Annotated in this window: 21 protein-coding genes; 9 read left to right on the top strand and 12 right to left on the bottom strand. The window is 63.6% G+C overall.

What is annotated here, in order from left to right:
• Window positions 1-7: 7 nt before the first annotated feature.
• The 4 genes from HU760_RS17300 to cobA all read left to right on the top strand — a co-directional run bounded on the left by HU760_RS17300 (window position 8) and on the right by cobA (window position 4,447).
• Window positions 8-583, top strand: coding sequence for an ANTAR domain-containing response regulator (locus HU760_RS17300; RefSeq protein ID WP_186679349.1), 576 nt, complete (start codon window positions 8-10; stop codon window positions 581-583).
• A gap of 204 nt (window positions 584-787) precedes the next feature.
• Entirely contained in the window at window positions 788-1,999 is a 1,212-nt protein-coding gene (locus HU760_RS17305; RefSeq protein ID WP_186679353.1) for a nitrate/nitrite transporter, read from the top strand.
• Window positions 2,000-2,008: 9 nt separating this feature from the next.
• Window positions 2,009-3,679 (top strand): bifunctional protein-serine/threonine kinase/phosphatase, encoded by a 1,671-nt coding sequence (locus tag HU760_RS17310; RefSeq protein ID WP_186679356.1) that lies wholly within the window; start codon window positions 2,009-2,011, stop codon window positions 3,677-3,679.
• A gap of 27 nt (window positions 3,680-3,706) precedes the next feature.
• Window positions 3,707-4,447 carry a uroporphyrinogen-III C-methyltransferase gene (cobA, locus tag HU760_RS17315; RefSeq protein ID WP_186679359.1) on the top strand — a complete coding sequence of 247 codons (741 nt, stop codon included), beginning with the start codon at window positions 3,707-3,709 and terminating at the stop codon, window positions 4,445-4,447.
• A 51-nt stretch (window positions 4,448-4,498) separates the two neighbouring features.
• On the opposite strand, the gene HU760_RS17320 is transcribed toward cobA, so the two are convergent.
• The 8 genes from HU760_RS17320 to ppsA all read right to left on the bottom strand — a co-directional run bounded on the left by HU760_RS17320 (window position 4,499) and on the right by ppsA (window position 12,744).
• Window positions 4,499-5,533, bottom strand: coding sequence for an OmpA family protein (locus HU760_RS17320; protein WP_170029049.1), 1,035 nt, complete (start codon window positions 5,531-5,533; stop codon window positions 4,499-4,501).
• Window positions 5,534-5,644: 111 nt separating this feature from the next.
• Complete coding sequence (sigX, locus tag HU760_RS17325) at window positions 5,645-6,211, bottom strand: RNA polymerase sigma factor SigX (protein ID WP_033696348.1); 567 nt, start codon at window positions 6,209-6,211, stop codon at window positions 5,645-5,647.
• Window positions 6,212-6,323: 112 nt separating this feature from the next.
• Window positions 6,324-7,148 carry a mechanosensitive ion channel family protein gene (locus HU760_RS17330; RefSeq protein ID WP_170029048.1) on the bottom strand — a complete coding sequence of 275 codons (825 nt, stop codon included), beginning with the start codon at window positions 7,146-7,148 and terminating at the stop codon, window positions 6,324-6,326.
• 2 nt (window positions 7,149-7,150) lie between these two features.
• Complete coding sequence (locus HU760_RS17335; protein WP_004376140.1) at window positions 7,151-7,423, bottom strand: hypothetical protein; 273 nt, start codon at window positions 7,421-7,423, stop codon at window positions 7,151-7,153.
• A gap of 205 nt (window positions 7,424-7,628) precedes the next feature.
• Window positions 7,629-8,624 (bottom strand): divalent cation transporter CmaX, encoded by a 996-nt coding sequence (gene cmaX / locus HU760_RS17340; RefSeq protein ID WP_186679363.1) that lies wholly within the window; start codon window positions 8,622-8,624, stop codon window positions 7,629-7,631.
• Between the two features lie 27 nt (window positions 8,625-8,651).
• Complete coding sequence (rraA, locus tag HU760_RS17345; protein WP_186679367.1) at window positions 8,652-9,143, bottom strand: ribonuclease E activity regulator RraA; 492 nt, start codon at window positions 9,141-9,143, stop codon at window positions 8,652-8,654.
• 131 nt (window positions 9,144-9,274) lie between these two features.
• A complete protein-coding gene (locus HU760_RS17350; RefSeq protein WP_225932822.1) occupies window positions 9,275-10,267 on the bottom strand; it encodes an alpha/beta fold hydrolase in 993 nt (330 codons plus the stop codon).
• Window positions 10,268-10,368: 101 nt separating this feature from the next.
• A complete protein-coding gene (ppsA, locus tag HU760_RS17355) occupies window positions 10,369-12,744 on the bottom strand; it encodes a phosphoenolpyruvate synthase (protein WP_186679372.1) in 2,376 nt (791 codons plus the stop codon).
• Between the two features lie 177 nt (window positions 12,745-12,921).
• Here ppsA and ppsR point away from each other — a divergent pair, with 177 nt between their 5' ends.
• Complete coding sequence (ppsR, locus tag HU760_RS17360) at window positions 12,922-13,740, top strand: posphoenolpyruvate synthetase regulatory kinase/phosphorylase PpsR (RefSeq protein WP_016714844.1); 819 nt, start codon at window positions 12,922-12,924, stop codon at window positions 13,738-13,740.
• Window positions 13,741-13,910: 170 nt separating this feature from the next.
• On the opposite strand, the gene HU760_RS17365 is transcribed toward ppsR, so the two are convergent.
• On the bottom strand, window positions 13,911-18,776 hold the full coding sequence (locus HU760_RS17365) for an NAD-glutamate dehydrogenase (RefSeq protein ID WP_186679375.1): 4,866 nt from the start codon (window positions 18,774-18,776) through the stop codon (window positions 13,911-13,913).
• 274 nt (window positions 18,777-19,050) lie between these two features.
• Between HU760_RS17365 and HU760_RS17370 the strand changes: the two genes are divergently transcribed.
• The gene (locus tag HU760_RS17370) at window positions 19,051-19,404 is read left to right on the top strand and encodes a hypothetical protein (protein WP_186679378.1); all 354 of its coding nucleotides are present in this window, start codon (window positions 19,051-19,053) and stop codon (window positions 19,402-19,404) included.
• Window positions 19,405-19,508: 104 nt separating this feature from the next.
• Here HU760_RS17370 and HU760_RS17375 read toward each other — a convergent pair whose 3' ends face one another.
• Window positions 19,509-20,414, bottom strand: a complete 906-nt coding sequence (locus tag HU760_RS17375; protein WP_186679381.1) for a LysR family transcriptional regulator — start codon at window positions 20,412-20,414, stop codon at window positions 19,509-19,511.
• 123 nt (window positions 20,415-20,537) lie between these two features.
• Here HU760_RS17375 and lysA point away from each other — a divergent pair, with 123 nt between their 5' ends.
• From lysA to soxR, 3 genes are all read left to right on the top strand, one after another.
• The gene (gene lysA / locus HU760_RS17380; RefSeq protein WP_186679383.1) at window positions 20,538-21,761 is read left to right on the top strand and encodes a diaminopimelate decarboxylase; all 1,224 of its coding nucleotides are present in this window, start codon (window positions 20,538-20,540) and stop codon (window positions 21,759-21,761) included.
• A 73-nt stretch (window positions 21,762-21,834) separates the two neighbouring features.
• Window positions 21,835-22,572 (top strand): GntR family transcriptional regulator, encoded by a 738-nt coding sequence (locus HU760_RS17385; RefSeq protein ID WP_186679385.1) that lies wholly within the window; start codon window positions 21,835-21,837, stop codon window positions 22,570-22,572.
• A 33-nt stretch (window positions 22,573-22,605) separates the two neighbouring features.
• On the top strand, window positions 22,606-23,061 hold the full coding sequence (soxR, locus tag HU760_RS17390) for a redox-sensitive transcriptional activator SoxR (protein ID WP_186679388.1): 456 nt from the start codon (window positions 22,606-22,608) through the stop codon (window positions 23,059-23,061).
• Between the two features lie 184 nt (window positions 23,062-23,245).
• Here the strand turns inward: soxR and HU760_RS17395 are convergent, their stop codons facing one another.
• A complete protein-coding gene (locus HU760_RS17395) occupies window positions 23,246-24,499 on the bottom strand; it encodes an OprD family porin (protein ID WP_186679391.1) in 1,254 nt (417 codons plus the stop codon).
• A 65-nt stretch (window positions 24,500-24,564) separates the two neighbouring features.
• Complete coding sequence (locus HU760_RS17400) at window positions 24,565-25,869, bottom strand: CitMHS family transporter (protein ID WP_186679394.1); 1,305 nt, start codon at window positions 25,867-25,869, stop codon at window positions 24,565-24,567.
• Window positions 25,870-25,957: the final 88 nt, after the last annotated feature.

Raw genomic sequence — 25,957 nt, forward strand, 5'->3', positions numbered from 1 at the left:
GACGACCATGTTGCGTATCCTGCTGATCGACGATACCCAGAACAAACTCGGCCGTCTCAAGGCGGCACTGAGCGAGGCCGGTTTCGAGGTCACCGAAGCCCCAGGCCTGACCATCGACCTGCCTGCCTGCGTCGAAACAGTGCGCCCGGACGTGGTGCTGATCGATACCGATTCACCCGACCGTGATGTGATGGAGCAGGTGGTGCTGGTCAGCCGCGACCAGCCGCGGCCCATCGTACTGTTTACCGACGAACACGATCCCGCGGTGATGCGCCAGGCGATCCAGGCGGGCGTCAGCGCCTACATCGTCGAAGGCATCCATGCTGCGCGGCTGCAGCCGATCCTGGATGTGGCCATGGCCCGCTTCGAAAGTGACCAGGCGCTGAAGGCGCAACTGCTGGCGCGCGACCAGCAACTGGCAGAACGCAAGCGGGTCGAGCAGGCCAAGGGCTTGCTGATGAAGATGAAGGACTGCAACGAGGAACAGGCCTACACCCTGATGCGCCGGCAAGCCATGAGCCGCCAGCAGAAGCTGATCCAGGTGGCCGAGCAGATCATTGCCATGCACGAGATGCTCGGGTGATGGGGTTGGTTTGAGGTTTTTGGTGCCTGTGCGATCGAGCGTCGCCCCACCAGCAGTTGGCCCATCTCTTGCTAAACGAATTGCACCGGTAACCAACGGCGGTTGCCCACTTGATCCCGACAAAGACGTCGCTCTCCCCTCCACACCCGTGGGGCGGGAAGCGGCGTCTTTTTCGTTCCGCTGCGTTGCCAAGTGAGGTGTTCGATGAGTACCAGCTTCTGGAAATCCGGGCATGTGCCCACCCTGTTCGCCGCGTTCCTGTACTTCGACCTCAGCTTCATGGTCTGGTACCTGCTCGGCCCGCTGGCAGTGCAGATTGCCGCCGACCTGCAACTGAGCGCACAACAACGGGGCCTGATGGTGGCGACACCGATCCTGGCCGGGGCGATCCTGCGCTTTGCCATGGGCGTGCTGGTCGACCGCCTGTCGCCCAAAACCGCTGGCTTGATCGGCCAGGTGGTAGTCATCGTCGCGCTTGCGGCAGCCTGGCACCTGGGCGTGCGCAGCTATGAACAGGCTCTGCTGCTGGGGGTGTTCCTCGGCTTTGCCGGTGCCTCGTTCGCCGTGTCGCTGCCGCTGGCCTCGCAGTGGTACCCACCGCAGCATCAGGGCAAGGCCATGGGCATTGCCGGTGCCGGCAACTCCGGCACGGTGTTCGCCGCCCTGTTGGCACCGGCGCTGGCCGCAGGCTTTGGCTGGAACAACGTGTTCGGCTTCGCGCTGATACCGCTGTCGCTGGCACTGCTGGTGTTCGCCCTGCTGGCACGCAATGCCCCGCAGCGGCCCAAGCCGAAAGCCATGGCCGACTACCTCAAGGCCCTGGGCGACCGTGATAGCTGGTGGTTCATGTTCTTCTACAGCGTCACCTTCGGTGGCTTCATCGGCCTGGCCAGCGCCCTGCCCGGCTACTTCAGCGACCAGTACGGCCTGAGCCCGGTCATCGCCGGCTACTACACCGCCGCCTGCGTATTCGCCGGCAGCCTGATGCGTCCGCTCGGCGGCGCGCTTGCCGACCGCTTCGGCGGCATCCGCACCCTGCTGGGCATGTACAGCGTGGCGGCCATCTGCATCGCTGCGGTCGGTTTCAATCTGCCCAGCGCAGCCGCCGCCCTGGCGCTGTTCGTCAGTGCCATGCTGGGCCTTGGCGCCGGCAATGGCGCAGTGTTCCAGTTGGTACCGCAACGCTTCCGCCAGGAGATCGGCGTAATGACCGGGCTGATCGGCATGGCCGGCGGCATCGGTGGTTTCCTGCTGGCGGCCGGCCTCGGCACCATCAAGCAGCACACCGGTGACTACCAGCTGGGGTTGTGGCTGTTCGCCAGCCTGGGCCTGCTGGCCTGGTTCGGCCTGCATGGCGTGAAACAGCGCTGGCGTACCACCTGGGGCTCGGCAGCCGTTACCGCGGCGCGGGTCTGAGGCACGCCGATGAGCCTGCAACTGAGTTTTGCCCAAGCCAGCGCCACCGGACCGCGCGAGGAAAACCAGGACGCCGTGCGCCTGGTCACCCCGGCGCCGGAGCTGGCCGCCAGCAAGGGCTACCTGTTCGCCCTCGCCGACGGCGTCAGCCAATGCGCCGATGGTGGCCTGGCGGCACGTGCCAGCCTGCAGGCGCTGGCCCTGGACTACTACGCCACGCCCGCGACCTGGAGCGTGGCCCAGGCCCTCGACCGCCTGCTGCTGGCGCAGAACCGCTGGCTGCGCGCCCAAGGCAGCGGCCAGCCGTTGCTGACCACCCTCAGCGCACTGGTGCTGCGTGGCCGGCGCTTTACCCTGGCCCATGTCGGCGACTGCCGGATATACCGCTGGCATGCCGGGCGCCTGCAATGCCTGAGCGAAGACCACGTGTGGGACCAGCCCGGCATGCAGCATGTACTGAAGCGCGCGCTGGGCCTGGACCAGCATCTGCTGGTGGATTATCTGGAAGGCGAACTGCAGGCGGGTGAATGCTTCCTTCTGCTCAGCGACGGGGTCTGGGCCAGCCTGGGCGACCAGCACATCCAGGCCGTGCTGCGCGAGCAACCCGACCTGCAACTGGCCGTCGATACCCTGGTCGCCAGCGCACATCTCAACGGCAGCCAGGACAACGCCAGCGCCCTGCTGGTGCAGGTCGAGCAGCTGGGTACGGCCAACCTCGGCGATACCCTGGCGCAATTGCAGCAATGGCCGTTACCTGGCCCGCTGCGCGAGGGCCAGGTAATCGATGGCTGGCAAGCCGAAAAGCTGCTCGCACACAGCCGCCAGTCACTGCTGTACCGGGTACGCGATGGCCACGGCCAACCCTGGCTGCTCAAGACCCTGCCCGCCGCGCGCGAGCAGGAGCCCGGCGCGGCGCAAGGCCTGTTGCTGGAGGAATGGTTCCTGCGCCGGGTCGCCGGTCGCCACTTCCCCGAGCTGCACGCGGCCAGCCAGCGCCAGCACCTGTACTACGTGATGCGCGAATACCCCGGCCAGAGCCTGGCGGCGCTGCTGGCCGAACACGGCCCACTACCCCTGCCACAGTGGCTGGAGCTGGCCCGGCAACTGCTGCAGGCGGTCGGCGTGCTGCACCGGCGCAACCTGCTGCACCGCGACATCAAGCCGGAGAACCTGCACCTGGGCAGCGACGGCCAGTTGCGCCTTCTGGACTTCGGCCTGGCCTACTGCCCGGGCCTGTCCGAAGGCATGCTGCACGAGCTGCCGGGCACGCCTTCGTACATTGCCCCGGAAGCCTTCGATGGTTACCCGCCCAGCCCGCGTCAGGACCTGTATGCCGTCGGCGTTACGCTGTACCACCTGCTGACCGGGCATTACCCGTACGGCGAGGTCGAGGCTTTCCAGCGCCCGCGCTTCGGCCAGCCGGTCAGCGCTGCGCGCTATCGCCCCGACCTGCCGGAATGGCTGCAGCACAACCTGCAGCAGGCGCTGGCGGCCGACCCGGCGCAGCGTTTCGAAACCGCCGAACACTGGTTGCTGCTGCTCGAGCGTGGCGACCGCCAGGAACTGCCCGATCGGCCACGGCCATTGCTGGAACGCGAGCCACTGAAAGTGTGGCGCAGCCTGGCCCTGCTGTCCCTGCTGTTCAACCTGATCTTGCTGCTCACCCTGCTCAAGGGCTGAACGCACTCTGCCGATGAGGAAATGCTGATGAATGCAAAAGTCTGGCTGGTCGGTGCCGGCCCTGGTGACCCCGAGCTGCTCACCCTCAAGGCCGTGCGCGCCCTGCAGCAGGCCGCCGTGGTGATGATCGACGATCTGGTTAACCCGGCAGTGCTGGAGCATTGCCCCCAGGCGCGGGTGATTGCCGTGGGCAAGCGCGGTGGCTGCCGCTCCACGCCGCAAGCGTTCATCCAGCGCCTGATGTTGCGCCATGCCCGGCAAGGGCGTTGCGTGGTGCGGCTCAAAGGCGGCGACCCGTGCATTTTTGGCCGTGGTGGCGAAGAGGCGCTGTGGCTGCAGGAACATGGCATCGAGGTGGAAGTGGTCAACGGCATCACTGCCGGCCTGGCCGGGGCCACGCAATGCGGCATTTCCCTGACCTCACGGGGTGTGAGCCGGGGCGTGACGCTGGTAACGGCGCATACCCAGGACGACAGCGAACTGAACTGGACGGCCTTGGCCCAGGGTGGAACGACGCTGGTGGTGTATATGGGGGTAGCCCGGCTGGAGCAGGTGCGCCAAGGGCTGCTGGACGGTGGCATGGCTCCGGGGATGCCGGTGGCGATGATCGAAAATGCCTCGTTACCGCAGCAGCGGGCATGCTGGAGCGATGTGCGGAGGATGGTGGAGGCTGCGCGGGGGTTCGGCTTGCGTAGCCCGGCGATACTGGTAATCGGCGAGGTGGCTGGGGGCCAGGCGGTTCAGGCACTGGTGGCGGTAGGCGGATGAGGCAAAGAAAAACCCGGCCGAGGCCGGGTTTTTCGTGAAGCTTCAAACCAATTACTTGGCCTGGGCTTCTACCTGAGCTTCAACGCGACGGTTGATAGCGCGGCCTTCTTCGGTGGCGTTGTCGGCAACCGGACGGGTTTCGCCGTAGCCAACCGAGTCAACACGGCTAGCTTCTACGCCGTACTGCTGGGTCAGGACCTGCTTGACAGCGTTGGCACGACGCTCGGACAGCTTCTGGTTGTAAGCGTCTGGGCCGACGGAGTCAGTGTGACCTTCCACGGTGGTGGTGGTCTGTGGGTACTGCTTCATGAAGTCAGCCAGGTTCTTGATGTCGCCGTAGCTGTTTGGCTTGACGACCGACTTGTCGAAGTCGAACTTGACGTCCAGCTCAACGCGAACGACTTCGGCAACAGCCGGGCAGCCATCAGCGTCAACGGTGACGTTGGCCGGGGTGTCCGGGCACTTGTCAACGTTGTCGCAAACGCCGTCGTTGTCGGAGTCGGAGCAGACTTCAGCAACAGGAGCCGGAGCAGCTTCAGCTTGCTTCGGGCTACCGCCGAAGTTCAGGCCAACGCCAACGCTCGGGGCCCACTCGGTGTCGCCCTGGTCGATGTTGTATTGAGCTTCTACGCCGGCACGGGCGTAGAACATGTCGGTGATGTACCACTTGGCGCCAGCGCCAACGTTGGCGAAGGTGGAGTGGTCACGACCGCCACGGCCGGTCTGGCCCAGCGACTGGTGCGAGAAACCAGCGGAAACGTACGGACGGATAGCGTCGTACGGGTTGTTGAAGTGGTAAACGGCGTCCAGGGCGGTGTTCGAGCCCTTGATGTTCTTGCCGTCTTCGCCACGAGCGTTGTGAACTTCGTCGTAGCCCAGACGCAGCTCAACGTCGTCGGTCAGGAAGTAACCGATCGAACCGCCGAACAGGTTGCCGTCGTTCTTGAAGTCGCGCTGGCTGTCGAAGAACTCTTTCTTGTAGAAGACTTCAGTTTCGACGGCGCCTTGGCCTTGCGCCATAGCGCCAATCGAAGTGGCGGCTACAAGCGAACCAATGGCCAAGCCCAAGGTGTTTTTCAATTTCATCCGTTAAATCCCCATCTGGTGATAGTTAAGCAGTCCCACCACAAACAAGGGGGACAACTCGACGGCAAGTCTAGCAGAACTCGCCGGTTCGTTAGAGATATTTGCACGCCCCTAAGTTTCATCAAGGCCGGCAAATTTCTCCCGAAGCTTGTCTAGCGCGCGCTTGTAGCGCATTTTCGTCGCGCTCAGGCCCATGTGCATGATGTCGGCAATTTCCTGAAATTCCAGCTCTGCGACAAAACGTAGCACCAGAATTTCCCGGTCAATCGGGTTCACATGCACCAGCCACTTGTCCAGCCCGCCTTTTTCTTCCGGTTTCGGCGCCTTTTCCTCGGACGCCTCTTCCACCGGGTCCAGGCTCAAGGCATCCATCAAACGGCGCTTGCGGCGCTCCTTGCGGTACTGGGTAATGCATTCGTTGTAGGTGATGCTGTAGAGCCAGGTCTTGAACTTGGACTTGCCTTCGAAGTTCTTCAACCCGTAGAGCACTTTCAGCATGACCTCCTGACAGACATCGTCCGCGTCACGGTCGTTCCCCAGGTAACGCGCACAGACGTTGAACAGGGTCCGTTGATAGCGCCGCATGAGCTCCTCATAGGCGCGGGTAACGTGGTACAGCTCCTCATGCGAACGCGCCACCAACTCTTCGTCGGTGAGCTCGCGGGGGTCATAGCGCATGGGCGGCGAATGAACTTTATTCAAAACGGATCTGGCCGACAGTCAGGTCAATGTCGCCGCGTGACCCCGTGGGTCGATTTTCGCGGCGGCATACATTAACAGCTTTGTGCGGTTAGCGGCTATTGACTCGCTGTTCCAGCAGCTCGCGGTTGGACAGCGACACCAGTTCGCCATCATCGGTCAGCAGTGTAGTCTTCACCGTACCGATCTCCTCGATCTGCCCTTCGACCTCGCCAATCCGCACCTGCTGGCCTACCTGGTACAGCTCGCGCACGTAGATGCCAGCCAGGATCTGCCCGGCAATTTCGCGGCTACCGAGGCCCATCGCCAGCGCAACGGCCAGACCAACGGTAATCAGCCCGATCACGATCACGTGGTTCAGCAGGTCGGTTTTCACCTCCAGCTGACTGATGGCCACCGAGATGCTGATGATGATCACCAGGCCCTGGGTGATACGCCCCAGGCCGGCCGAGTATTCCAGGCCAATGCCTTCGGCAGCGCCACGCACCAGGCCGTTGGCGACCTGGGCCAGGAGCACGCCGGCGAGCAGCACCAGGGCCGCGCCGAATACCTTCGGCAGGTACAGGGCGAGCATGTCGAGGGTCGCCGAGACCCGTTCCAGGCCCAGCGACTCCGCCGCCGAGACCAGGAAGATGAGCAGCACGAACCAGTAGACGACCTTGCCGATCAAGGTCGAAATCGGCACCTGGATGCCGACCCGGCCGAGCATCTTGGTCAGCCCGGTGCCGGCCATCAGGCGGTCCAGGCCGAACTTGGCGAGCAGTTTGGACAGCAGCGTGTCGAGCAGCTTGGCCACCACGAAACCGAGCAGCACCACGACCAGCGCGCCGAACAGGTTGGGGATGAAGTTCGCTACCTTGGTCCAAAGGGCAGTCATGGCAGTGACCAGGCTCTGGGTCCAGAGATCGAGTTCCATATTCAATCGGCCTTATCTGCTTTGCTGCCATTGGCAGCGTTGCGGGAAGAATGTCGGCGCACCGGCGCAACATGCGCCGCGCCATTGTTCACGGCGATCAGCAGCGCCTGGCTCCAGCGGCCAAGCAGGCTGAACAGGTCACCGGCGCCAACCTGGCGGTTGGCGGTTTTCAGCACGCGACCCAGGCAGGCGGCGTCATCCCGGTCGTCCCGGTCATTGCCGGAGGGTGACGCCTTGAGCAGGTCACGCAGGGATTCTTCAAACGGATCGTGCATGGGCACCTCGCGCAGTGTCAGTCAGAGACGAGATGGCCGGGCGATGGGTCACACATCGCACTGGGACGGATGTTTCAAAATGCATGCGCGCTGGCTTATTAGCGGACAGGCCCGTTCCCACCGGAGTGCCACTCGCCCTCAAACCTGTGCTGTTCCTGTGGGAGCGGGCATGCCCGCGAAGAGGCCGGTGCAGGTCAATCAACATCTACACCCACCGCAACCGGCGGAACAGCCACCACTGCCCCACCGCCAGGCCCAGCACCACGATGCAGGCAAACAGGAAGCCGTAGGGGTTTTCCGCGCCCGGTATCCCACCGACATTGATGCCCAGCAGCCCGGTGATGAAGCTCATGGGCAGGAAGATGCAGGTGATGATGCCGAAACGGTACATGGTGCGGTTCATCCGCTCGCTGCGCCGGCGGTCCTGGCTTTCCAGTACCAGCGCGGCACGTTCACGGGCCAGTTCCAGCTCTTCGAGGTAGCGGATCAGGCTGTTGTTCAGTTCGTTCCAGTAATCGGCATCGGCATTGGCAAACCAGCTCCATTTGCTGCGTGACAGCTGGGCGTAGATTTCCCGCTGCGGGGCGAGAAAACGGCGCAGGCTGGCAGCGCGCCGGCGGATCTGCTGCAGGCAACCGTTTTCAGGTGTGTACCGTTCGTCGGATTCGACCTTTTCTTCCTCCAGGTCGACCTGTTCGGACAGGTCGCTGACCAGGCCCTGGACCTTCTCCGTCAGCAGTTCGCCCATCAGCAGCAACAGTTCGGAGGCCGATTTTGGCCCCCGGCCCTCTTCGAGCTGCTGGAGAATCTCGTCACTGGCACGCAATGGCCGCAGGCGTAGCGAGATGACCCGCTGCGCCTCGGCGAAGATGCGCACCGAGACCATGTCTTCAGGCTCGGCACCCGGGTTGAGGTTGACCCCACGCAGGAACAGCAACAGTTGCTCCGGCGCCATGGGCAGCAAACGCGGGCGGGTGTTTTCTTCCAGCAGCAGCTCACAGGCGAACTCGCTCAGCCCGCTGTCGTGCAGCAGCCAGGTACGGGTTTGCGGATGGCTGCGGTCCCAGTGCAGCCACAGGCTCTGCTCGGGTTGCAGCTGCAGGTCGTCCAGTTCGGTACGGGCAATCGAGCGCGCGCCGCCTTTGCCATCGAGCACCAGGGCATGGACCAGCCCCCACTGCGCGTTGTCTTCCTCGAACATCAAAGCTCCATCAGCGCGGCTGGCGCATTACGCCGGCATTTCCAGCGGGCTTGGCGAGACCAGCACGCCATTGTTGTCGGCATACACATATTCACCCGGGCGGAAAGTCACCCCGGCGAAGGTCACCGGCACATTGAGGTCGCCGATGCCACGCTTGTCGGTCTTCATCGGGTGACTGGCCAGGGCCTGTATGCCGACATCGGTCTGGATCAGCACATCGACGTCACGCACGCAGCCATAGATCACCAGGCCTTCCCAGCCGTTCCTGGCGGCCTTCTCGGCGAGCATGTCACCAAGCAATGCACGGCGTAGCGAGCCACCGCCATCGACCACCAGGACCTTGCCCCTGCCATCGAGCTCGACCTGTTCCTTGACCAGCGAGTTGTCCTCGAAGCACTTGATGGTGACGATCTGGCCGCCGAAGGAATCGCGGCCACCGAAATTGCTGAACATCGGTTCCAGCACCTGCACCAGGTCCGGGTAGGCGTCACACAGGTCGGGCGTTACGTAATGCTGCATGGGAAACTCCTGTCAGTCACAACGAAAGCGGTTATCGGCCAAGGCTACACCCTGGAGGCTGTTGCAGTCATCCAGGACTGAGCAGTCATGTTTGCCCGTACGGTCCTATTGCCGGTACAGGCGCAGCAGAATCAGCTGGCGGGCACAGGCTGCGCCGCCACCGTGGACGCATGCACCGGCAGCAACGGGTCACGCAACCAGCGCTCCACCAATGGCCACACCTGCAGCTGCGCGGCCTTGCTCACCAGCATGTCGACATGCCCGAAAGCTTCGAAGCCTTCTTCGCGGCCCAGCCGCAGAAACTGCTTGCGCTCCCCGCCGATCTGCTCGAACAGCTTGTGGCAAGCCCATACCGGGTCCTGGAAGTCGCCCGCGCCGGCCACTGCCAGCAACGGCACATCCACCCCGGCAAGCCCGGCCCACCAGTCGTTGTGCTTGTCGCCAAAGCGCCCGAACAGGCCATGCCAGCACATACTCTCCAAGGCCAGGCCAATCGGCTCGTCCTCCGGCCCACGCTTGAAGCGCGGCCCGGAGATCTGCCCCCAGCGCTTGAGCAGCAGCTTCGCTCCCCAGGCCAGCGGCGGCACCTTCAACGGCCAGTAGACGCGGCTGATCTGGGTGCCGAACAACGCCACGCTGGCTACCTGCCCAGCCTCCAGAAAGCCACCACCCAGAGCTGCCGCCAGGGTCGTGCCGCCCAGCGAATGACCGACCCAGTGTGGCGCCTGGCCCGACTGCTCACGCACGAACGCGGCAATCAACGGCAGGTCATCACGGGCATAGGCAGCAACGTTGTTGTGCTTCCAGTCGCGGTTGCGCGGCGACAGCCCGTGGCCGCGCATTTCCGGGATCCACACATCGAAGCCAGCACGGGCGAGAAAGGCACCCAGGCCGACCCCTTTTGGCGAATACCAGAAGCGGCGGTTGGAAAAGCTGCCGTGCAAAAGGATGACCGGCGCACCCTGGGCCTGCCCCTGGTCGGCCAAACCCAGGCGGGTCACCGCCAGTTCGACGCTAGGGTCAGGGCCGTTGCCGGCCTTGATCCGGTACACGTCTTCGCTGAGGTCGCCGCGGCGTTCGGCACTGAGCAGGGCCACGGGGAATAAAGTGCTGCTGCTTTGCATAAGGTTGCTTGGTGCATAAAAAAGGGCGGGATCCATTGCTGGAGCTCGCCCTGGAAAAACCAGGCGGGGGTACGCCAGACGTACCCCCGCGTTCTGCTGCGTCAGGCTTCGCCCTGGCCTTCGGCCAGGTAGAACCAGGTTTCGAGTACCGAATCCGGGTTCAGCGACACGCTGTCGATACCCTGTTCCATCAGCCACTTGGCCAGGTCCGGGTGGTCCGACGGGCCCTGGCCGCAAATGCCGATGTACTTGCCGGCCTTGTTGCACGCGGCAATGGCATTGGCCAGCAGCTTCTTCACCGCAGGGTTACGCTCGTCGAACAGGTGAGCGATGATGCCCGAGTCGCGGTCCAGGCCCAGGGTCAGCTGGGTCAGGTCGTTGGAGCCGATCGAGAAGCCGTCGAAGTATTCGAGGAACTCTTCGGCAAGGATGGCGTTGGACGGCAGTTCGCACATCATGATCACGCGCAAGCCGTTGTCGCCGCGGGCCAGGCCGTTTTCAGCGAGCAGGTCGACGACCTGGTTGGCTTCGCCCAGGGTACGCACGAACGGCACCATGATCTCGACGTTGGTCAGGCCCATCTCGTTGCGCACGCGCTTCAGCGCGCGGCACTCGAGCTCGAAGCAGTCGCGGAACGACTCGCTGATGTAGCGCGAGGCACCGCGGAAGCCCAGCATCGGGTTCTCTTCTTCCGGCTCGTATAGCTTGCCGCCGATCAGGTTGGCGTACTCGTTGGACTTGAAGTCCGACAGGCGCACGATGACCTTTTTCGGGTAGAAGGCCGCCGCCAGGGTGCTGATGCCCTCGACCAGTTTCTCGACGTAGAAGCCGACCGGGTCGTTGTAGCCGGCGATGCGCTTGTCGACGCTGTCCTTCAGGTCGGCTGGCAGGCCGGCGTAGTTCAGCAGTGCCTTGGGGTGCACGCCGATCATGCGGTTGATGATGAATTCCAGGCGCGCCAGGCCGACACCGGCGTTGGGCAGCTGGGCGAAGTCGAAGGCACGGTCCGGGTTGCCGACGTTCATCATGATCTTGAACGGCAGGTCGGGCATGGCATCGACCGAGTTCTGCTTGACGTCGAAGCCCAGCTCGCCCTCGAAGATGAAACCGGTGTCGCCTTCGGCGCAGGATACGGTCACGCCCTGGCCATCCTTCAGCACTTGGGTGGCGTTGCCGCAACCGACCACGGCCGGGATACCCAGTTCACGGGCGATGATCGCCGCGTGGCAGGTGCGCCCGCCACGGTTGGTGACAATGGCGCTGGCGCGCTTCATGACCGGTTCCCAGTCCGGGTCGGTCATGTCGGAAACCAGCACGTCGCCCGGCTGGACCTTGTCCATTTCCGAGACATCGTGGATCACGCGGACCTTGCCGGCGCCGATGCGCTGGCCGATCGCGCGGCCCTCGACCAGGACGGTGCCCTTTTCCTTCAGCAGGTAGCGTTCCATGACATTGGCGCTGGAGCGGCTCTTCACCGTTTCAGGGCGGGCCTGGACGATGTACAGCTTGCCGTCATCACCGTCCTTGGCCCACTCGATGTCCATCGGGCGCTGGTAGTGCTGCTCGATGATCATGGCCTGCTTGGCCAGCTCGCTGACCTCGGCATCGGTCAGGCAGAAGCGCGCGCGCTCGGCGCGGTCCACTTCCACGGTCTTGACCGAACGGCCGGCCTTGGCTTCTTCGCCGTAGACCATCTTGATCGCCTTGCTGCCCAGGTTGCGGCGCAGGATGGCCGGGCGCCCTGCCTGCAAGGTGCTCTTGTGCACGTAGAATTCGTCGGGGTTGACCGCACCCTGCACCACGGTTTCACCCAGGCCGTAGGCGCCGGTGATGAACACCACGTCGCGGAAGCCCGACTCGGTGTCGAGGGTGAACATGACGCCGGCGGTGCCGGTTTCCGAGCGGACCATGCGCTGCACGCCAGCCGACAGGGCGACCAGCTTGTGGTCGAAGCCCTGGTGCACGCGGTAGGCGATGGCACGGTCGTTGAACAGCGAGGCGAACACTTCCTTGGCGGCGCGGATCACGTTGTCGACGCCACGGATGTTGAGGAAGGTTTCCTGCTGGCCGGCGAACGAGGCGTCCGGCAGGTCTTCGGCGGTGGCCGAGGAACGCACGGCCACGGCCATGTTGTCGTTGCCGGCAGCCATGGCGGCGAATGCGCTGCGGATTTCCGCATCCAGGCGCGGCGGGAAGTCGGCTTCCATGACCCACTGGCGAATCTGCGCGCCGGTCTTGGTCAGGGCGTTGATGTCATCCACGTCCAGTGCGTCGAGCGCCGCATGGATACGGTCGTTGAGACCACTCTGTTCGAGAAAATCGCGGTACGCCTGCGCCGTAGTGGCAAAGCCGCCCGGCACCGATACACCAGCACCTGCGAGGTTGCTGATCATCTCGCCCAGGGATGCGTTCTTGCCCCCCACATGCTCCACATCATGGACGCCGAGCTTATCGAGGGAAACTACGTACTCTACCAAGGTGATCTCTCCACTAACTGTGTTGGAAAAGCTCAAGGGCGCCCGCCTGCCTTCATTGACTTGGCCGGACGCTTGTGGCCTGTACATGGAAAATAAGTGAGAATGCCGACAGCCGCATTCGGCAAACCGAACTTATCATATCCAAGAAACGTCATCAGCTTAAGGCCCAGATCGCAAATGAAACGAACCGCGTTCTTCATCTCCGACGGCACCGGCATCACTGCGGAAACCCTGGGCCAGAGTCTGCTCGCTCAATTCGAGAGCATTCCTTTCAATAAATTCACTCGTCCCTACATCGATTCGCCGGACAAGGCACGGACCATGGTCCAGCAGATCAATGCCGCGGCCGAGCGCGACGGTGTCCGCCCGATCATCTTCGACACCATCGTCAATCAGGACATCCGTGAAATCCTGGCGACCTCGAACGGCTTCATGATCGACATCTTTTCTTCATTTTTGTCCCCGCTTGAACAGGAATTGACGGCCCATTCGTCGTATTCCGTCGGTAAATCGCACTCGATTGGCGGCAACTCCAACTACATGGAGCGCATCGAGGCGGTCAACTTCGCCCTGGACAACGACGATGGCGCGCGCACCCATTACTATGACAAGGCCGACCTGATCCTGGTTGGCGTGTCGCGCTGCGGCAAGACCCCGACCTGCCTGTACATGGCCATGCAGTTCGGCATCCGGGCGGCCAACTACCCGCTGACCGAAGACGACATGGAGCGCCTGCAGCTGCCGGCGGTGCTGAAAAAGCACCACAACAAGCTGTTCGGCCTGACCATCGACCCCGACCGCCTGACCGCCATTCGCCACGAGCGCAAACCCAACAGCCGCTATTCGAGCTTTGCCCAGTGCGAGTTCGAAGTGCGCGAGGTGGAGAACCTGTTCCGCCGGGAAAACATTCCCAACATCAATTCCACGCATTTTTCGGTGGAGGAGATTTCGGCGAAGATTTTGGTGGAAAAAGGCGTGGAGCGCAGGTTCAAGTAAGGCCTGCACCGGCCTCTTCGCGGGTAAACCCGCTCCCACAGGTACCTCACTGCCCTGAAGCCTTGTGATATCCCTGTGGGAGCGGGTTTACCCGCGAAAGGGCCAGCACAGGAATACAAAAAAAGCCCCGGCATCACTGCCGGGGCTTTCTTCTTACCGCGTCACCAGACTCAGGACGGCACCACCGTCGCCTGCCCGCTCATGGCCAGGTCGACCAGCTCGCGGTTGGCCACCGCGTACATCGCATAGTCGTTACCGGTAGCGTTGCGCAGGTCGTCGAGCATGGTGCGCCAGCGCTCCACCATCACCCGGTGCTGCTCGGCCCACAGCGCCACACGGGCGTCCATGTCTTCCGGCCCGTCGGCCATCTGCAGTACCGAAATGGTGATCGCCCGCTGCTGCAGGTCGATGTCGTCGCGGAAAGCTTCGCGGGCCAGCGCCTGCCAGTTGTTCTCCACCGGCAGGTTGCTGATTTCCTGCAGGTACCAGGTCAGGTCCAGCGCGCTGCCCACGGCGAAGAACGCCTTGGCCACCTGCGCCGGGTCATGCCCGGTAACGTCAGCCGCCTCGATGATCGGCAGCAGGGTGTACAGGTGGCTGGTACCGGCCACCATGCGCGCCAGCAGCTCCGGCACACCGGCCTCGACAAAGCCCTGGTAACGCACCATCCAGCGCTCGCGGGTCGGCCCTTCGAGCAACTCGTCGAGCTTGAGCCCCAACTGCGCGATCTTCGGCCCGAAGTGCGCGGCGTCACGCCCGGCGTCCTGTTCGTTGCGGCGGCTGCGCAGGAACCAGCGAGTGGCACGGCGGCCCAGGCGCATCAGCTCGTCCATCAGGGTCAACTGGACTTCCGCCGGTACCTGGTAGTCGAGTGCCTCGATCTGGCGGAACCAGTGCGGCAAGTGGAAGATGTCGCGCACGATCACATAGGCCCCGGCCACGTTGGCCGGGCTCATGCCGGTCGACTCTTTCAGGCGCTGGACGAAGGTGATGCCCATGTTGTTGACCAGGTCGTTGGCGATCTGGGTGCTGACGATCTCGCGTTTCAGGCGGTGGCGGCGCATGGACTCGGCGAACTTGCTGACCAGCGACGGCGGGAAGGCGGTTTCCATGTCGCGGGTCAGGTAGTCGTCGTCCGGCACCAGCGACTTGAGCAATTGCTCCTTGAGGTCGATCTTGCTGTACGAGATCAATACCGACAGCTCGGCGCGGGTCAGGCCCTGGCCAGCGGCCAGGCGTTCGGCCAGCTGCTCTTCGGACGGCAGGAACTCGATGGCGCGGTCCAGCTTGCCACGGGCTTCCAGGTCGGCCATCAGGCGCTTGTACTCGGCAATCCGCTCGCGGGCGCGGCGGGCCGCCAGCGACAGCGCCTGGGTCTGCTTGTAGTTGTTGCCCAGCACCAGCCCGGCCACTTCGTCGGTCATGCTGCCCAGCAGCTGGTTGCGTTGCTTCTCGGTCATGTCGCCACCCTGCACCACTTCATTGAGCAGGATCTTGATGTTGACTTCGTGGTCGGAGCAGTCCACGCCGCCGGCGTTGTCGATGAAGTCGGTGTTGGTGGCGCCGCCGTTGAGGCCGAACTCGACCCGGCCAAGCTGGGTCATGCCCAGGTTGCCGCCCTCGCCCACCACCTTGCAGCGCAGCTCGTTGCCATTGACCCGCAGCGCGTCGTTGGCCTTGTCGCCGACATCGGCGTGGCTCTCGGTGCTGGCCTTGACGTAGGTACCGATGCCACCGTTCCACAGCAGGTCTACCGGTGCCTTGAGCAGCGCATTGAGCAGCTCGGTCGGGGTCAGGCGATCGGCTTCGATGGCGAAGCGCTCTTTCATCTGCGGGCTGATGGCGATGCTCTTGGCACTGCGCGGGAAGATCCCGCCGCCTTCGGACATGATGCTGGTGTCGTAGTCGCTCCAGGCCGAACGCGGCAGGTCGAACAGGCGCTTGCGCTCGGCAAAGCTGGAGGCCGGCTCCGGGTTCGGGTCGATGAAGATATGCAAGTGGTTGAACGCGGCCACCAACTGCAGTTTGTCGGACATCAGCAGGCCATTGCCGAACACGTCGCCAGCCATGTCGCCGATGCCGATCACGGTGATCGGGTCTTCCTGCACATTGATACCGCGCTCGCGGAAGTGACGCTGCACGCCAACCCAGGCGCCGCGGGCGGTAATGCCCATCTTCTTGTGGTCGTAACCGGCCGAACCGCCCGAGGCGAAGGCGTCGCCCAGCCAGAAGCCGTAGTCGATGGCGATGCCGTTGGCGATGTCGGAGAAGGTCGCGGTGCCTTTGTCGGCGGCCACCACCAGGTACGGGTCGTCATCGTCGTGGCGTACCACGTTGGCCGGCGGCACCACGCCACCGTCCTTGAGATTGTCGGTGATGTCGAGCAGGCCGGAAATGAAGATGCGGTAGCACGCCACGCCTTCGGCAGCGATCTCGTCACGGCTGCCGCCCAGCGGCAGACGGCGCGGCAGGAAGCCGCCCTTGGCACCGACCGGTACGATCACCGAGTTCTTCACCTGCTGGGCTTTCACCAGGCCCAGCACCTCGGTACGGAAGTCTTCCTCTCGGTCGGACCAGCGCAGGCCGCCACGGGCCACGTTGCCAAAGCGCAGGTGCACGCCCTCGACCCGTGGCGAGTAGACGAAGATCTCGAACTTGGGCACCGGCTTGGGCAGCTCGGGGATCAGCTTGGGGTTGAACTTGAAGCTGAAGTACGACTTGTTCTGGCCGTTGGCATCCGGCTGGTAGAAGTTGGTGCGCAGGGTGGCCTTGATCAGGTCCAGGTAGCGGCGCAGGATGCGGTCTTCGTTGAGCACCTGCACATCGTCCAGCGCCGTCAGGATGGCCTGCTCCAGGCGCAGTTGCTTGTCATCCAGGTCTTCCTGGGTGAGCTTGCGCGCCAGGTAGAAGCGGGTCTTGAACAGCCGGGTCAGCTCGCGGGCGATGTCAGTGTGGTTGTTCAGGGTGCTGGCGATATAGCCCAGGTCGAAGCCCAGGCGGATCTGCTTCAGGTAGCGGGCATAGGCGCGCAGCAGCGCCACGTCACGCCATGGCAGGCCGGCGGTCAGCACCAGGCGGTTGAAGGCGTCGTTCTCGGCATCGCCACGGACGATATGGATGAAGGCATCCTGGAGGATGTCGTTGAGCTGCTGGATATCCAGGCTCAGGCCTTCGCTGTAGGTGAAGGCGAAGTCATGGATCCAGTACTCACGGCCGCTGGCATGGCGCAGCCGGTACGGGAACTCGCCAAGCACGCGCAGGCCGAGATTCTCCAGGATCGGCAGCACATCGGACAACGCCAGCGGCGTATCGGCGTGGTACAGCTTGCAATGCAGGATGCGCTCGCCGACCTGGGTCAGCGGCTGGTAGAAGCTCATCGCCAGGGGTTTGCTTTCCGACAGGTTCAGCACGTGCTGCAGGTCGACCACCGCCGAGTGCGCGGCGAAGCGCTCGCGGTAGCCGGCCGGGAAGCCTTTGGGGAAGTCGGCAAGGATGTTGGTGCCCTGGGCTTCGCCGAAGTTCTCGATCACCAGCGCGGAGTAGTCGTCGTGCCAGGAGCGGCAGGCCTGGATCACTTCGCGTTCCAGCTGCTGCGGGTCGATGTCGATGCGGTTCTTCGGGTCCACCCGCAGGATCAGCTGGACACGCGCCAGCACCGACTCGGAGAAGAAAGTCCAGAACTCGCAGTCGCTGGCCTTCAGGCGCTCCATCAGTACCTGCTGGATCTTCTGCCGCACTTCGGTGGAGTAGATTTCCCGCGGCACGTAGGCCAGGCAGTAGCAGAAGCGGCCGTAGGGGTCCTTGCGCAGGAACACACGGATCTTGTTGCGCTCCTGGATCTGCACGATCGACATGACGGTGCTGAACAGCTCGTCGACCGGTGTCTGGAACAGGTCGTCGCGCGGCAGCACTTCCAGCACCTGAGCCAGTTCCTTGCCCAGGTGCGCCTTGGGGTCGAAGCCCGAGCGGCGCTCGACTTCGTTGACCTTGACCCGGATATAGGGGATGGCATGCACGCTTTCGCCATACACCGACGAGGTGTACAGGCCCATGAAGCGGTGTTCCTTGATGACCTTGCCGTCGGCGTCCAGCTGGCGGATCGACACATAGTCCGGGTAGGCCGGGCGGTGCACGCGGCTGGGCAGCGCGGCCTTGGCGAACGACAGCAGCAGCGGCTCGTTGAGGTAGGCCACGGCGTAGTCTTCGATGCGCAGCTCGTCGCTGGTCAGGCCTACGCGCAAGCGGCGCGGCAGGCCAAGGAACGACTGCTCGTCGTAGACCATCTGGCCGCCATCGGCGTCGCCCTTGACGGTAAATTCTTCATAGCCGAGGAAGGTGAAGTGGTTGTCCAGCAGCCACTCGAGGAACGCCTTGACCTCGCCCTTTTCGTGCTGCGCCGGGGCAAAGGCGGTCTGTTCCACCTCCGCCACCACCTGGCGCAGCTTGGCCTTCATCGGCTCGAAGTCGGCCACCACCACGCGCACCTCGGCCAGTACCTGCTCGATCTCGCGGGCCAGCACCGTCAGTTCGGCGGCATTGGCGCAACGGTCGATTTCCAGGTACATCAGCGATTCGTGGCGTACGCCCTCGCCCTGGGTACCCTTGGGCAGCAGTTCGAGCAATTCGCCCTTGGCGCCACGGCGCACGCTGAGCACGGTGGTCTGCAGGGTGTGGATGCTGTAGCCGCGACGGTTGAGTTCGGTACGCACCGAGTCGACCAGGAACGGCAGGTCGTGGTGCAGCACCTCGACCACCGTGTGGGTCGACTGCCAGCCATTGCGTTCGTAATCGGGGTTGTACACCCGTACTTGCGGGTACTCGGGGTCGAAACGTTCGATGATGCGCCAGGCTGAAAGAGTGCAGCCGGCCAGGTCGGAAAGCCTGCGCTGGGTGAGTTCGTCCAGAGAGATGATGCCGAAGAACTGCTCGGCGAACAGCGCCACTTGTGGCAGGGACTGTTCGCTGATGTGCTGCGCCAGGGCCGCTTGCAGTTGATGCTGGAAGTCGGCTTTGCTGGCTGCGGTGAAGAACGCCATCTGTGGTACTCCGCTTGGGCTTTGTAATAGTTGAAGCGTCGCTGCGTGCGCCATGTACGGATCAACGATAGCCAACCCGTGGCAAGGCGGACGGTAAAACCAGACGTTGAACGTGCGCAGGCACGCCCAGGGCTCGCCGAAGCTTACCGACTGACCGGTCATTTAGGCTTGCAGCGCTGCGACAATTTCGGTCAAGGGGCGGTAACTTTACGTTTATGCCTGCTGACAAGACTGTCAGAATTCACCTCCGTTTCCTTTGATCCGAGCCTTGTCCATGCAAATCAATACTGCCCTGCTGTTCGCCACCCCTTGCGATGACGAGGAAGACAACATGGCGACCCTGTGCTGCCACAGCGACAAGGGCCAGATGTTCCTGCTGACCCGCTACCCGGACGAAGACACCGTCGACCTGACCCTGGACGACGAACCGTCGACGCTGGATGGGTTGAAAGTGACCTTGGGCGCCAAGCGCCTGCTGATCGAGGTGGCGGCCGGTGACCGCGATGCGCTGAAGGGGGATGAAACGCTGGAGATCAACCTGACCAGCGCGCTGAGCGACATGGATGAGGTGAAGCAGACCCTGGAGAACATCCTGGCCGGGACCGGCACCTTCGTCTGCGAGTTTTGAGCTACCAGGCAGGCACCGTGGTGGATGGCACCGGCTTTGCCGGTGTTCGCGGCTAAAGCCGCTCCCACAGGGACCGCGTGAGGCCCGAACCTGCGCGGCGAGCGCTACATCAACGCCGCCTGCATCACCTGCGCCTGCACCCGCAACGCCGCGCAGAACGGTTCCACCGCCGCCGACGCCGGCCGGTGGTCCGGCCGTATCAACATCACCTGGTACGGCACCGATACCCGCAACCGGCGGATCGGCAACCCGCCCTGCGCGGCTTCCAGCCCGCTCAGCGGGTTGATGATCGCCACCCCCAGGCCTTGCCTGACCATGGCGCACACCGAGGCGGCACTGGTGGTCTCGATGACCGTGCGGCGGTTCACCCCCGCCGCCCGGAAGTGCTGGTCCAGGCGTTGCCGGTAAGTGTCCAGGCTGGCCAGGTTGATGAAGTCGACCTCATGGAAATCGCTCAGCTCCAGTTCGGCCTTGGCCTGCAGCGGGTGCCCCGCGGGCAGCACGCAGACCATGTTGGCGCTGAACAGCAATTCGCCGTACGCGCCGCGTGGTATCTGCTCGACCTCGGTCAGCCCCAGGTCATGCTGCTGGGCGACCAGCGACTCCTCCAGCAACGGCGATTCCTGAGCCAGAATGCTCACGCTCACACCCCGGTGCTGCTGATGAAAGCGCTGGCACGCCTTGGGCAACAAGGTCTGGGAAAACAGCGGCAAGCAGGTGATGGCCAGCCGGCCTTGCTCGAAATTGCGGATGGCCTGGGCAAAGCGCTCGATCCGCTCCAGCCCGAGGTAGGCGCGCTCCACCTCCTCAAGCAACAGCAACGCCTGGGCCGTCGCCACCAGGCGCCCACCCTCGCGCTCGAACAGGTTCAGGCCAGTCACCTGCTCCAGGCGCGCCAGTTCACGGCTGACGGTGGGCTGCGAGGTAAACAGCAGGCGCGCCGCACCGGTGACACTGCCAGCGGCCATGATGGCGCGGAACACTTCGATATGGCGAATGGAGAGTTTCACGGCGGTCCCCGGCACATGGTGGATGGCATATCAGATATGAATAGCTAACGGAAAAATAGCTATTTTTCTGAATTTCCACTTTGGCCCATCCTCGAACCCTTCCTTGATTTGAGTAGCGCCACCATGACCGCACCCTTCTCCCTTCTGGCCGAGGCGGCCCACCAGCACGGCACGCCGCTGTGGGCCTACGACGCCAGCACCATCGCCGAACGGGTCGAACAACTGAAGGTGTTCGACACCGTGCGTTTCGCCCAGAAGGCCAACCCCAACCTGCATGTGCTGCGGCTGATGCGCGCCCATGGCCTGGTGCTGGACGCGGTATCGCTGGGCGAGATGGAGCGTGCCTTCGCTGCCGGTGCAAGCGTGGATGGCGACCCCGCCGGCGTGGTACTGACCTGCGATGCGCTGGACCGGCCGACCCTGGAACGGGTGGTGGCGTCGAAAATCGAGGTGAATGCCGGCTCCATCGACATGCTCCGCCAGTTGGGTGAACGCTCCCCCGGCCATCGCGTATGGCTGCGCATCAACCCTGGTTTCGGCCATGGCCACAGCCGCAAGACCAACACCGGTGGCGAGAACAGCAAGCACGGCATCTGGCACGAGCAACTGGACGAGGCGCTGGCCTGCGTGAGGGCTCACGGCCTGCATCTGGTGGGCGTGCACATGCACATCGGCTCCGGCGTGGATTACCAGCACCTGGAGCAGGTAGCCCGGGCGATGATCGAGCTGGTTGGCCGCCTGGGAGTGGACATCGAAGCCTTCTCCATCGGCGGCGGGCTTTCCACCCCGTATCGCAGCACCGACAAACCGGTCGACCTGCAGCGCTACGCCCGCACCTGGGCCGTGGCGCGCCAGGAAATCGAAGCCATGCTGGGCCACCCGGTGCGCATGGAGATCGAGCCAGGGCGCTTCCTGGTGGCGGAATCGGGCTACCTGGTGGCCGAAGTGCGTGCCGTGAAGCAGGCCGGCCGCAACACCTTCGTCATCATCGATGCCGGCTTCAACGACCTGATGCGCCCGGCCATGTATGGCGCCTACCACCGCATGACCCTGCTCGACGCCCACGGCCAGCCGGTGGAGCGCCCACGCCAGCCGACCGTGGTGGCCGGGCCGCTGTGCGAGTCGGGTGACGTGTTTACCCAGGATGACCAGGAACTGACCCCGCACGACCTGCCCCAGGCACAGGTGGGCGACCTGCTGGTGATCCACGACGCCGGCGCTTACGGGGCATCGATGTCGTCGAACTACAACAGCCGGCCACTGCTGCCGGAATTCCTGATCGAGGATGGCGCGTTGCGCATGATTCGCCGCAGGCAGACCGTGCAGGACTTGCTGAGCCTGGAGTGACAGGCAGTGCAACCTGCAGCGTCGGGGGGCTCTGTTAAACTGCCCTTCTTTCATTTTGCCGATAGGGCAAGGCATGAACCCGACGCGCTATGCCCGTGTGGCAAAGGACTTGATGCAAGGCATCACCAGCGGCCGTTACCCGGTGGGCAGCCTGCTGCCCACCGAACTCGAGCTGTGCGACCTGTACGATGTCAGCCGGCACACGGTGCGCACGGCCATCGACCAGTTGCTCGACCAGGGGCTGGTGTCGCGCCGCAAGCGCGTGGGCACCCGGGTCGAGGCCAGCACCCCGCGTGGCGGCTATACCCAGTCACTGGCCAGCGTGGCGGACCTTGCGCAACTCGGGCAAAACCAGCACCGGCAAATACAGGACGTGCGCCAATTCGTCGCCGACCTGAGCGAAGCCGAGCGGTTGGGCCTGGTACCCGGTGAGCATTACCTCTGCGTGTCGAGCGTCCGTGTCGACCGCGTGCACGATAGCTTGCCGCAGTGCTGGTGCGATGTTTACGTACCGCGAGACTATGCCGAGGTCATTGAACTGGCCCGCGCACACCCTGACCAGGTGATCGCAGGGTTGATCGAGCAACGCTATGACCGGGCAATCGCGGTGGTCGAGCAACAGGTACGGGCGGTCTTGCTGACAGCGCAAGTCGCCCAGGCGCTGAAGGCTGAAGCAGGTTCCGCAGCGCTCAAGATCCTCCGTCATTACCGCGAGGAAAACGGCGACCTGATGGCGGTGTCCGAGACGGTGCTTCCGGATGACCGCTTTACCTTGATCAGCCAGATGCGCCGGGATCGTTCACCGGGTTGAACACCTCTGCAGGTTAACGTGAGACCAACAGGCATGGCAGTAGACAGCACACGAATGCTAACGGTAGGTGAAGTGGCCAGACGCAGCGGCGTGGCCGTGTCTGCGCTGCATTTCTACGAAACCAAGGGGTTGATCGCCAGCACTCGTACCGCTGGCAATCAGCGCCGCTATCCGGCGCTGGTACTGCGTACATTAGCCATCATCAAGGTGGCGCAGCGCACCGGCATTCCCTTGGAGGAAATCAGGCAGGCGTTCAGCCGGTATCCGCCGAACAGCAAGCTGACGGCGGCGCAATGGGGGGAAATGTCCACCGCCTGGCGCGAAGACCTGAATGCGCGCATCCGCACGCTGGAAGCGTTGCGCGACAGCCTGGACAATTGCATTGGTTGCGGTTGCCTGTCACTGGAGGAATGCCCGCTGCGCAACCCTGAGGATGTGTTGGCCAAGCAAGGCACCGGTGGGCGGATCCTGGAGAGCAAGGCCCGATAAGGCATGCGCCCCGACAAGGCGTGCCCGTGAAACAGGCAGCGCGGTGGATGGCACCGGCTGTGCCGGTGATCGCGGATAAATCCGCTCCTACCAGGTGCAACCTCAACCTCAAGCCGTTCACCCTTGTAGGAGCGGATTCATCCGCGATGCAGGCAACGCGGTTCGCGGCTGAAGCCCGGCCCCCTTACCAGATGGCGATATCGTAGGTCAGGTAAAGGCGATTACTGTCCCGCCCCCGAGCAAAATCCGAACGGTAGACATAATTGCGCAACTTCACCCCCAGGCCTTTCAACGGCCCGGCCTGCACCACATAGGCAAGCTCGGCGTCACGCTCCCACTCCTTGATCCCCTCGCTACCGGAGCGGCCATTGTCGCCACTCAGGTAGCGCGTCATGAAGGTCAGCCCGGGCACACCGGCGGCGGCAAAGTTGTAGGCGTAACTGGCCATCCAGGTCTTCTCCTCTTCCTCGATGAACTTGCCGATACCGACGTTACTGAACGAATAGACCGTCGCACCACTGATATACGGCAACCCCGCTTCGCCATCGAGCACCTGGTAGCCAGCACCAACGGTATGGCCAGAATGGGCATAGGCCAGTTGCCCGCTGAACATGTCGTTGTCGATGGCGCCACCGTAGGCCGCCCCGCTGTCGCGGCTCTTGAAATAGCGCAGGTCGGTAGTCAGGACGCCGCCAGCCAGCGGCAGGTCATGGACCACCCCGGCGAAATCCTGGCGATAGAAATGCTCGAGCTGGCCATGGTAGTAGCTCAGGCGCAACTGTTTGTTCACGGCATAATCGGCACCGGCAAAATTGAAGTCACCCGACTTGTCGCCGCCATAGCCATCCAGGTAAAGGCCGGTGCTGTCGGAGGAGTCACGCTGCTTGAAGCGGTCCAGGTGGCCAGCCGTCAAGGCCAGCCCGTCAATGTCGGTGCTGGTGAGCTGCGTGCCCTGGTAGGTCTGCGGCAACAACCGCGCATCGTTGTACACCAGCAGCGGTGTCTTCGGCAGCAAGGTGCCGTGCTTGACCACGGTCTGGCCCAGGCGTGCCTTGGCCGTCACCCCAGCGCTGGCGAACTCGTCCGCAGCGCGGCCATCATCATGCACCGGCAGCAGCCCCGTGCCACTGCGCCCACGACCGGAGTCGAGGCGTACCCCCCACAGGCCAAGCGCATCCAGCCCCACGCCCAGCGTGCCGTTGGTAAAGCCCGACTGGTAGTCGAGCAGGAAGCCCTGTGCCCACTCCACCCGCTCGCTCTTGGCATTGGCCGCGGCTCGGGCGCTCATGCCCTGCTCGTCACGGAAATTCTCGTTGAAATAGACATTGCGCAGTTGCAGCTTGAGCTTGCTGTCATCGACGAAACCAGCGGCGCCGGCAACAGGCAGCCAGCCGCACAGCAGGCCACAGGTGGCCCCACGGAACACAGCTCGGGACATGATCGGTACTCTGTTGTTGTTTTCAGAATGAGTAGTGGCGGGCGCCTGACAGCGCCCGGTAACGCTTAGACGAAGAAGGACAAGGCCCCGGTGAGCAAAGCCAGCGCGGTGATGACCAGCGAGGTGAGTACTGCCCATTTCACCGTGGCTTTCTGGAAGTCGCCGATATCCCGGTCGACCATGCCCACCAACAGCAGGGTCGATGCGACCAGGGGGCTCATCAGGTGCACCGGCTGACCCAGCACCGAGGCGCGGGCGATTTCCACCGGGTCGATGCCATAGGCTGCCGCAGCATTGGCCAGGATCGGCACTACGCCGAAGTAGTAGGCATCGTTGGACAGCACGAAGGTCAGCGGCATGCTGGTCAGCGCCACCACCAGCGGGAACCAGTGGCTCCAGGCTTCGGGAATCCAGTCCACCAGGGTTTGCGCCAGGGCATCGACCATCTTGGTGCCGGAGAAAATTCCGGCGAAGATGCCCGCCGCGAACACCAGCAGCACCACGGTCATCGCATTGCCCGAATGGGCGAGGATGCGCTCTTTCTGCAGCTCCAGCTGCGGGTAGTTGATCATCAGCGCGGCGACGAAACCGATCATGAACAGGATGGCGGCGTGCATCAGCCCCAGCACCAGGGCGGTCATCACGGCAATCACCAGCACCAGGTTCACATAGGCAAGGCGCGGGCGCTTGTGCGGGCTATCGCCGAGGATTTCCTTGATGTAGCAGTTGCCACCACCGGACTCCAGCGCGATGTTGCCGATACGCCGGCGTTCGGCGCGGCCCAGCAGGAAGGCGGTGAACACCACCCAGGCGGCGCCACCGATGACGGTGGGCAACATCGGGATGAAGTATTCGGTGGCATCCAGCCCCAGCGCGGCAATGGCACGCGTGGCCGGGCCGCCCCAGGGGCTCATGCCGCTCATGATGCTCAGCGACAGCATCGACACCGTGGCCAGGATCATCGGGTTCATGCCGATCCGCTTGTACAGCGGCAGCATGGCGGCACAGGTGATCATGTAGGTGGTGGTGCCATCACCGTCCAGTGCCACCAGCAGCGACAGCAGTGCGGTGCCGATGGCGATCTTGACCGGGTCACCGTTCACCCGCTTGAGGATCTTGCGGATCAGCGGGTCGAACAGGCCGGCGTCGATCATCAGGCCGAAAAACAGGATCGCGAACAGCAGCAACGCAGCGGACGGTGCGACCATTTTCAGCCCGTCGAGCATCATCTTGCCCAGCTCGGGCGCAAAGCCGCCGATCAGGGCGAAGACGATCGGAACGACGGTCAGTGCAACGATCGGCGACAGGCGTTTACTCATGATCAGGTAGGTGAAGGTCACCACCATGATCAGGCCCAGAAGTGCAAGCATGGTTTGTTCTCTTGTTGTTATTTTCCAGTGTGGCCGAGCGCAGCGCAGACGGCCCCCTACCCCACCCGGCCAAAGCGGGTGGGGGGAT

This window comes from Pseudomonas oryzicola (assembly GCF_014269185.2).
GTDB lineage: Bacteria > Pseudomonadota > Gammaproteobacteria > Pseudomonadales > Pseudomonadaceae > Aquipseudomonas > Aquipseudomonas oryzicola.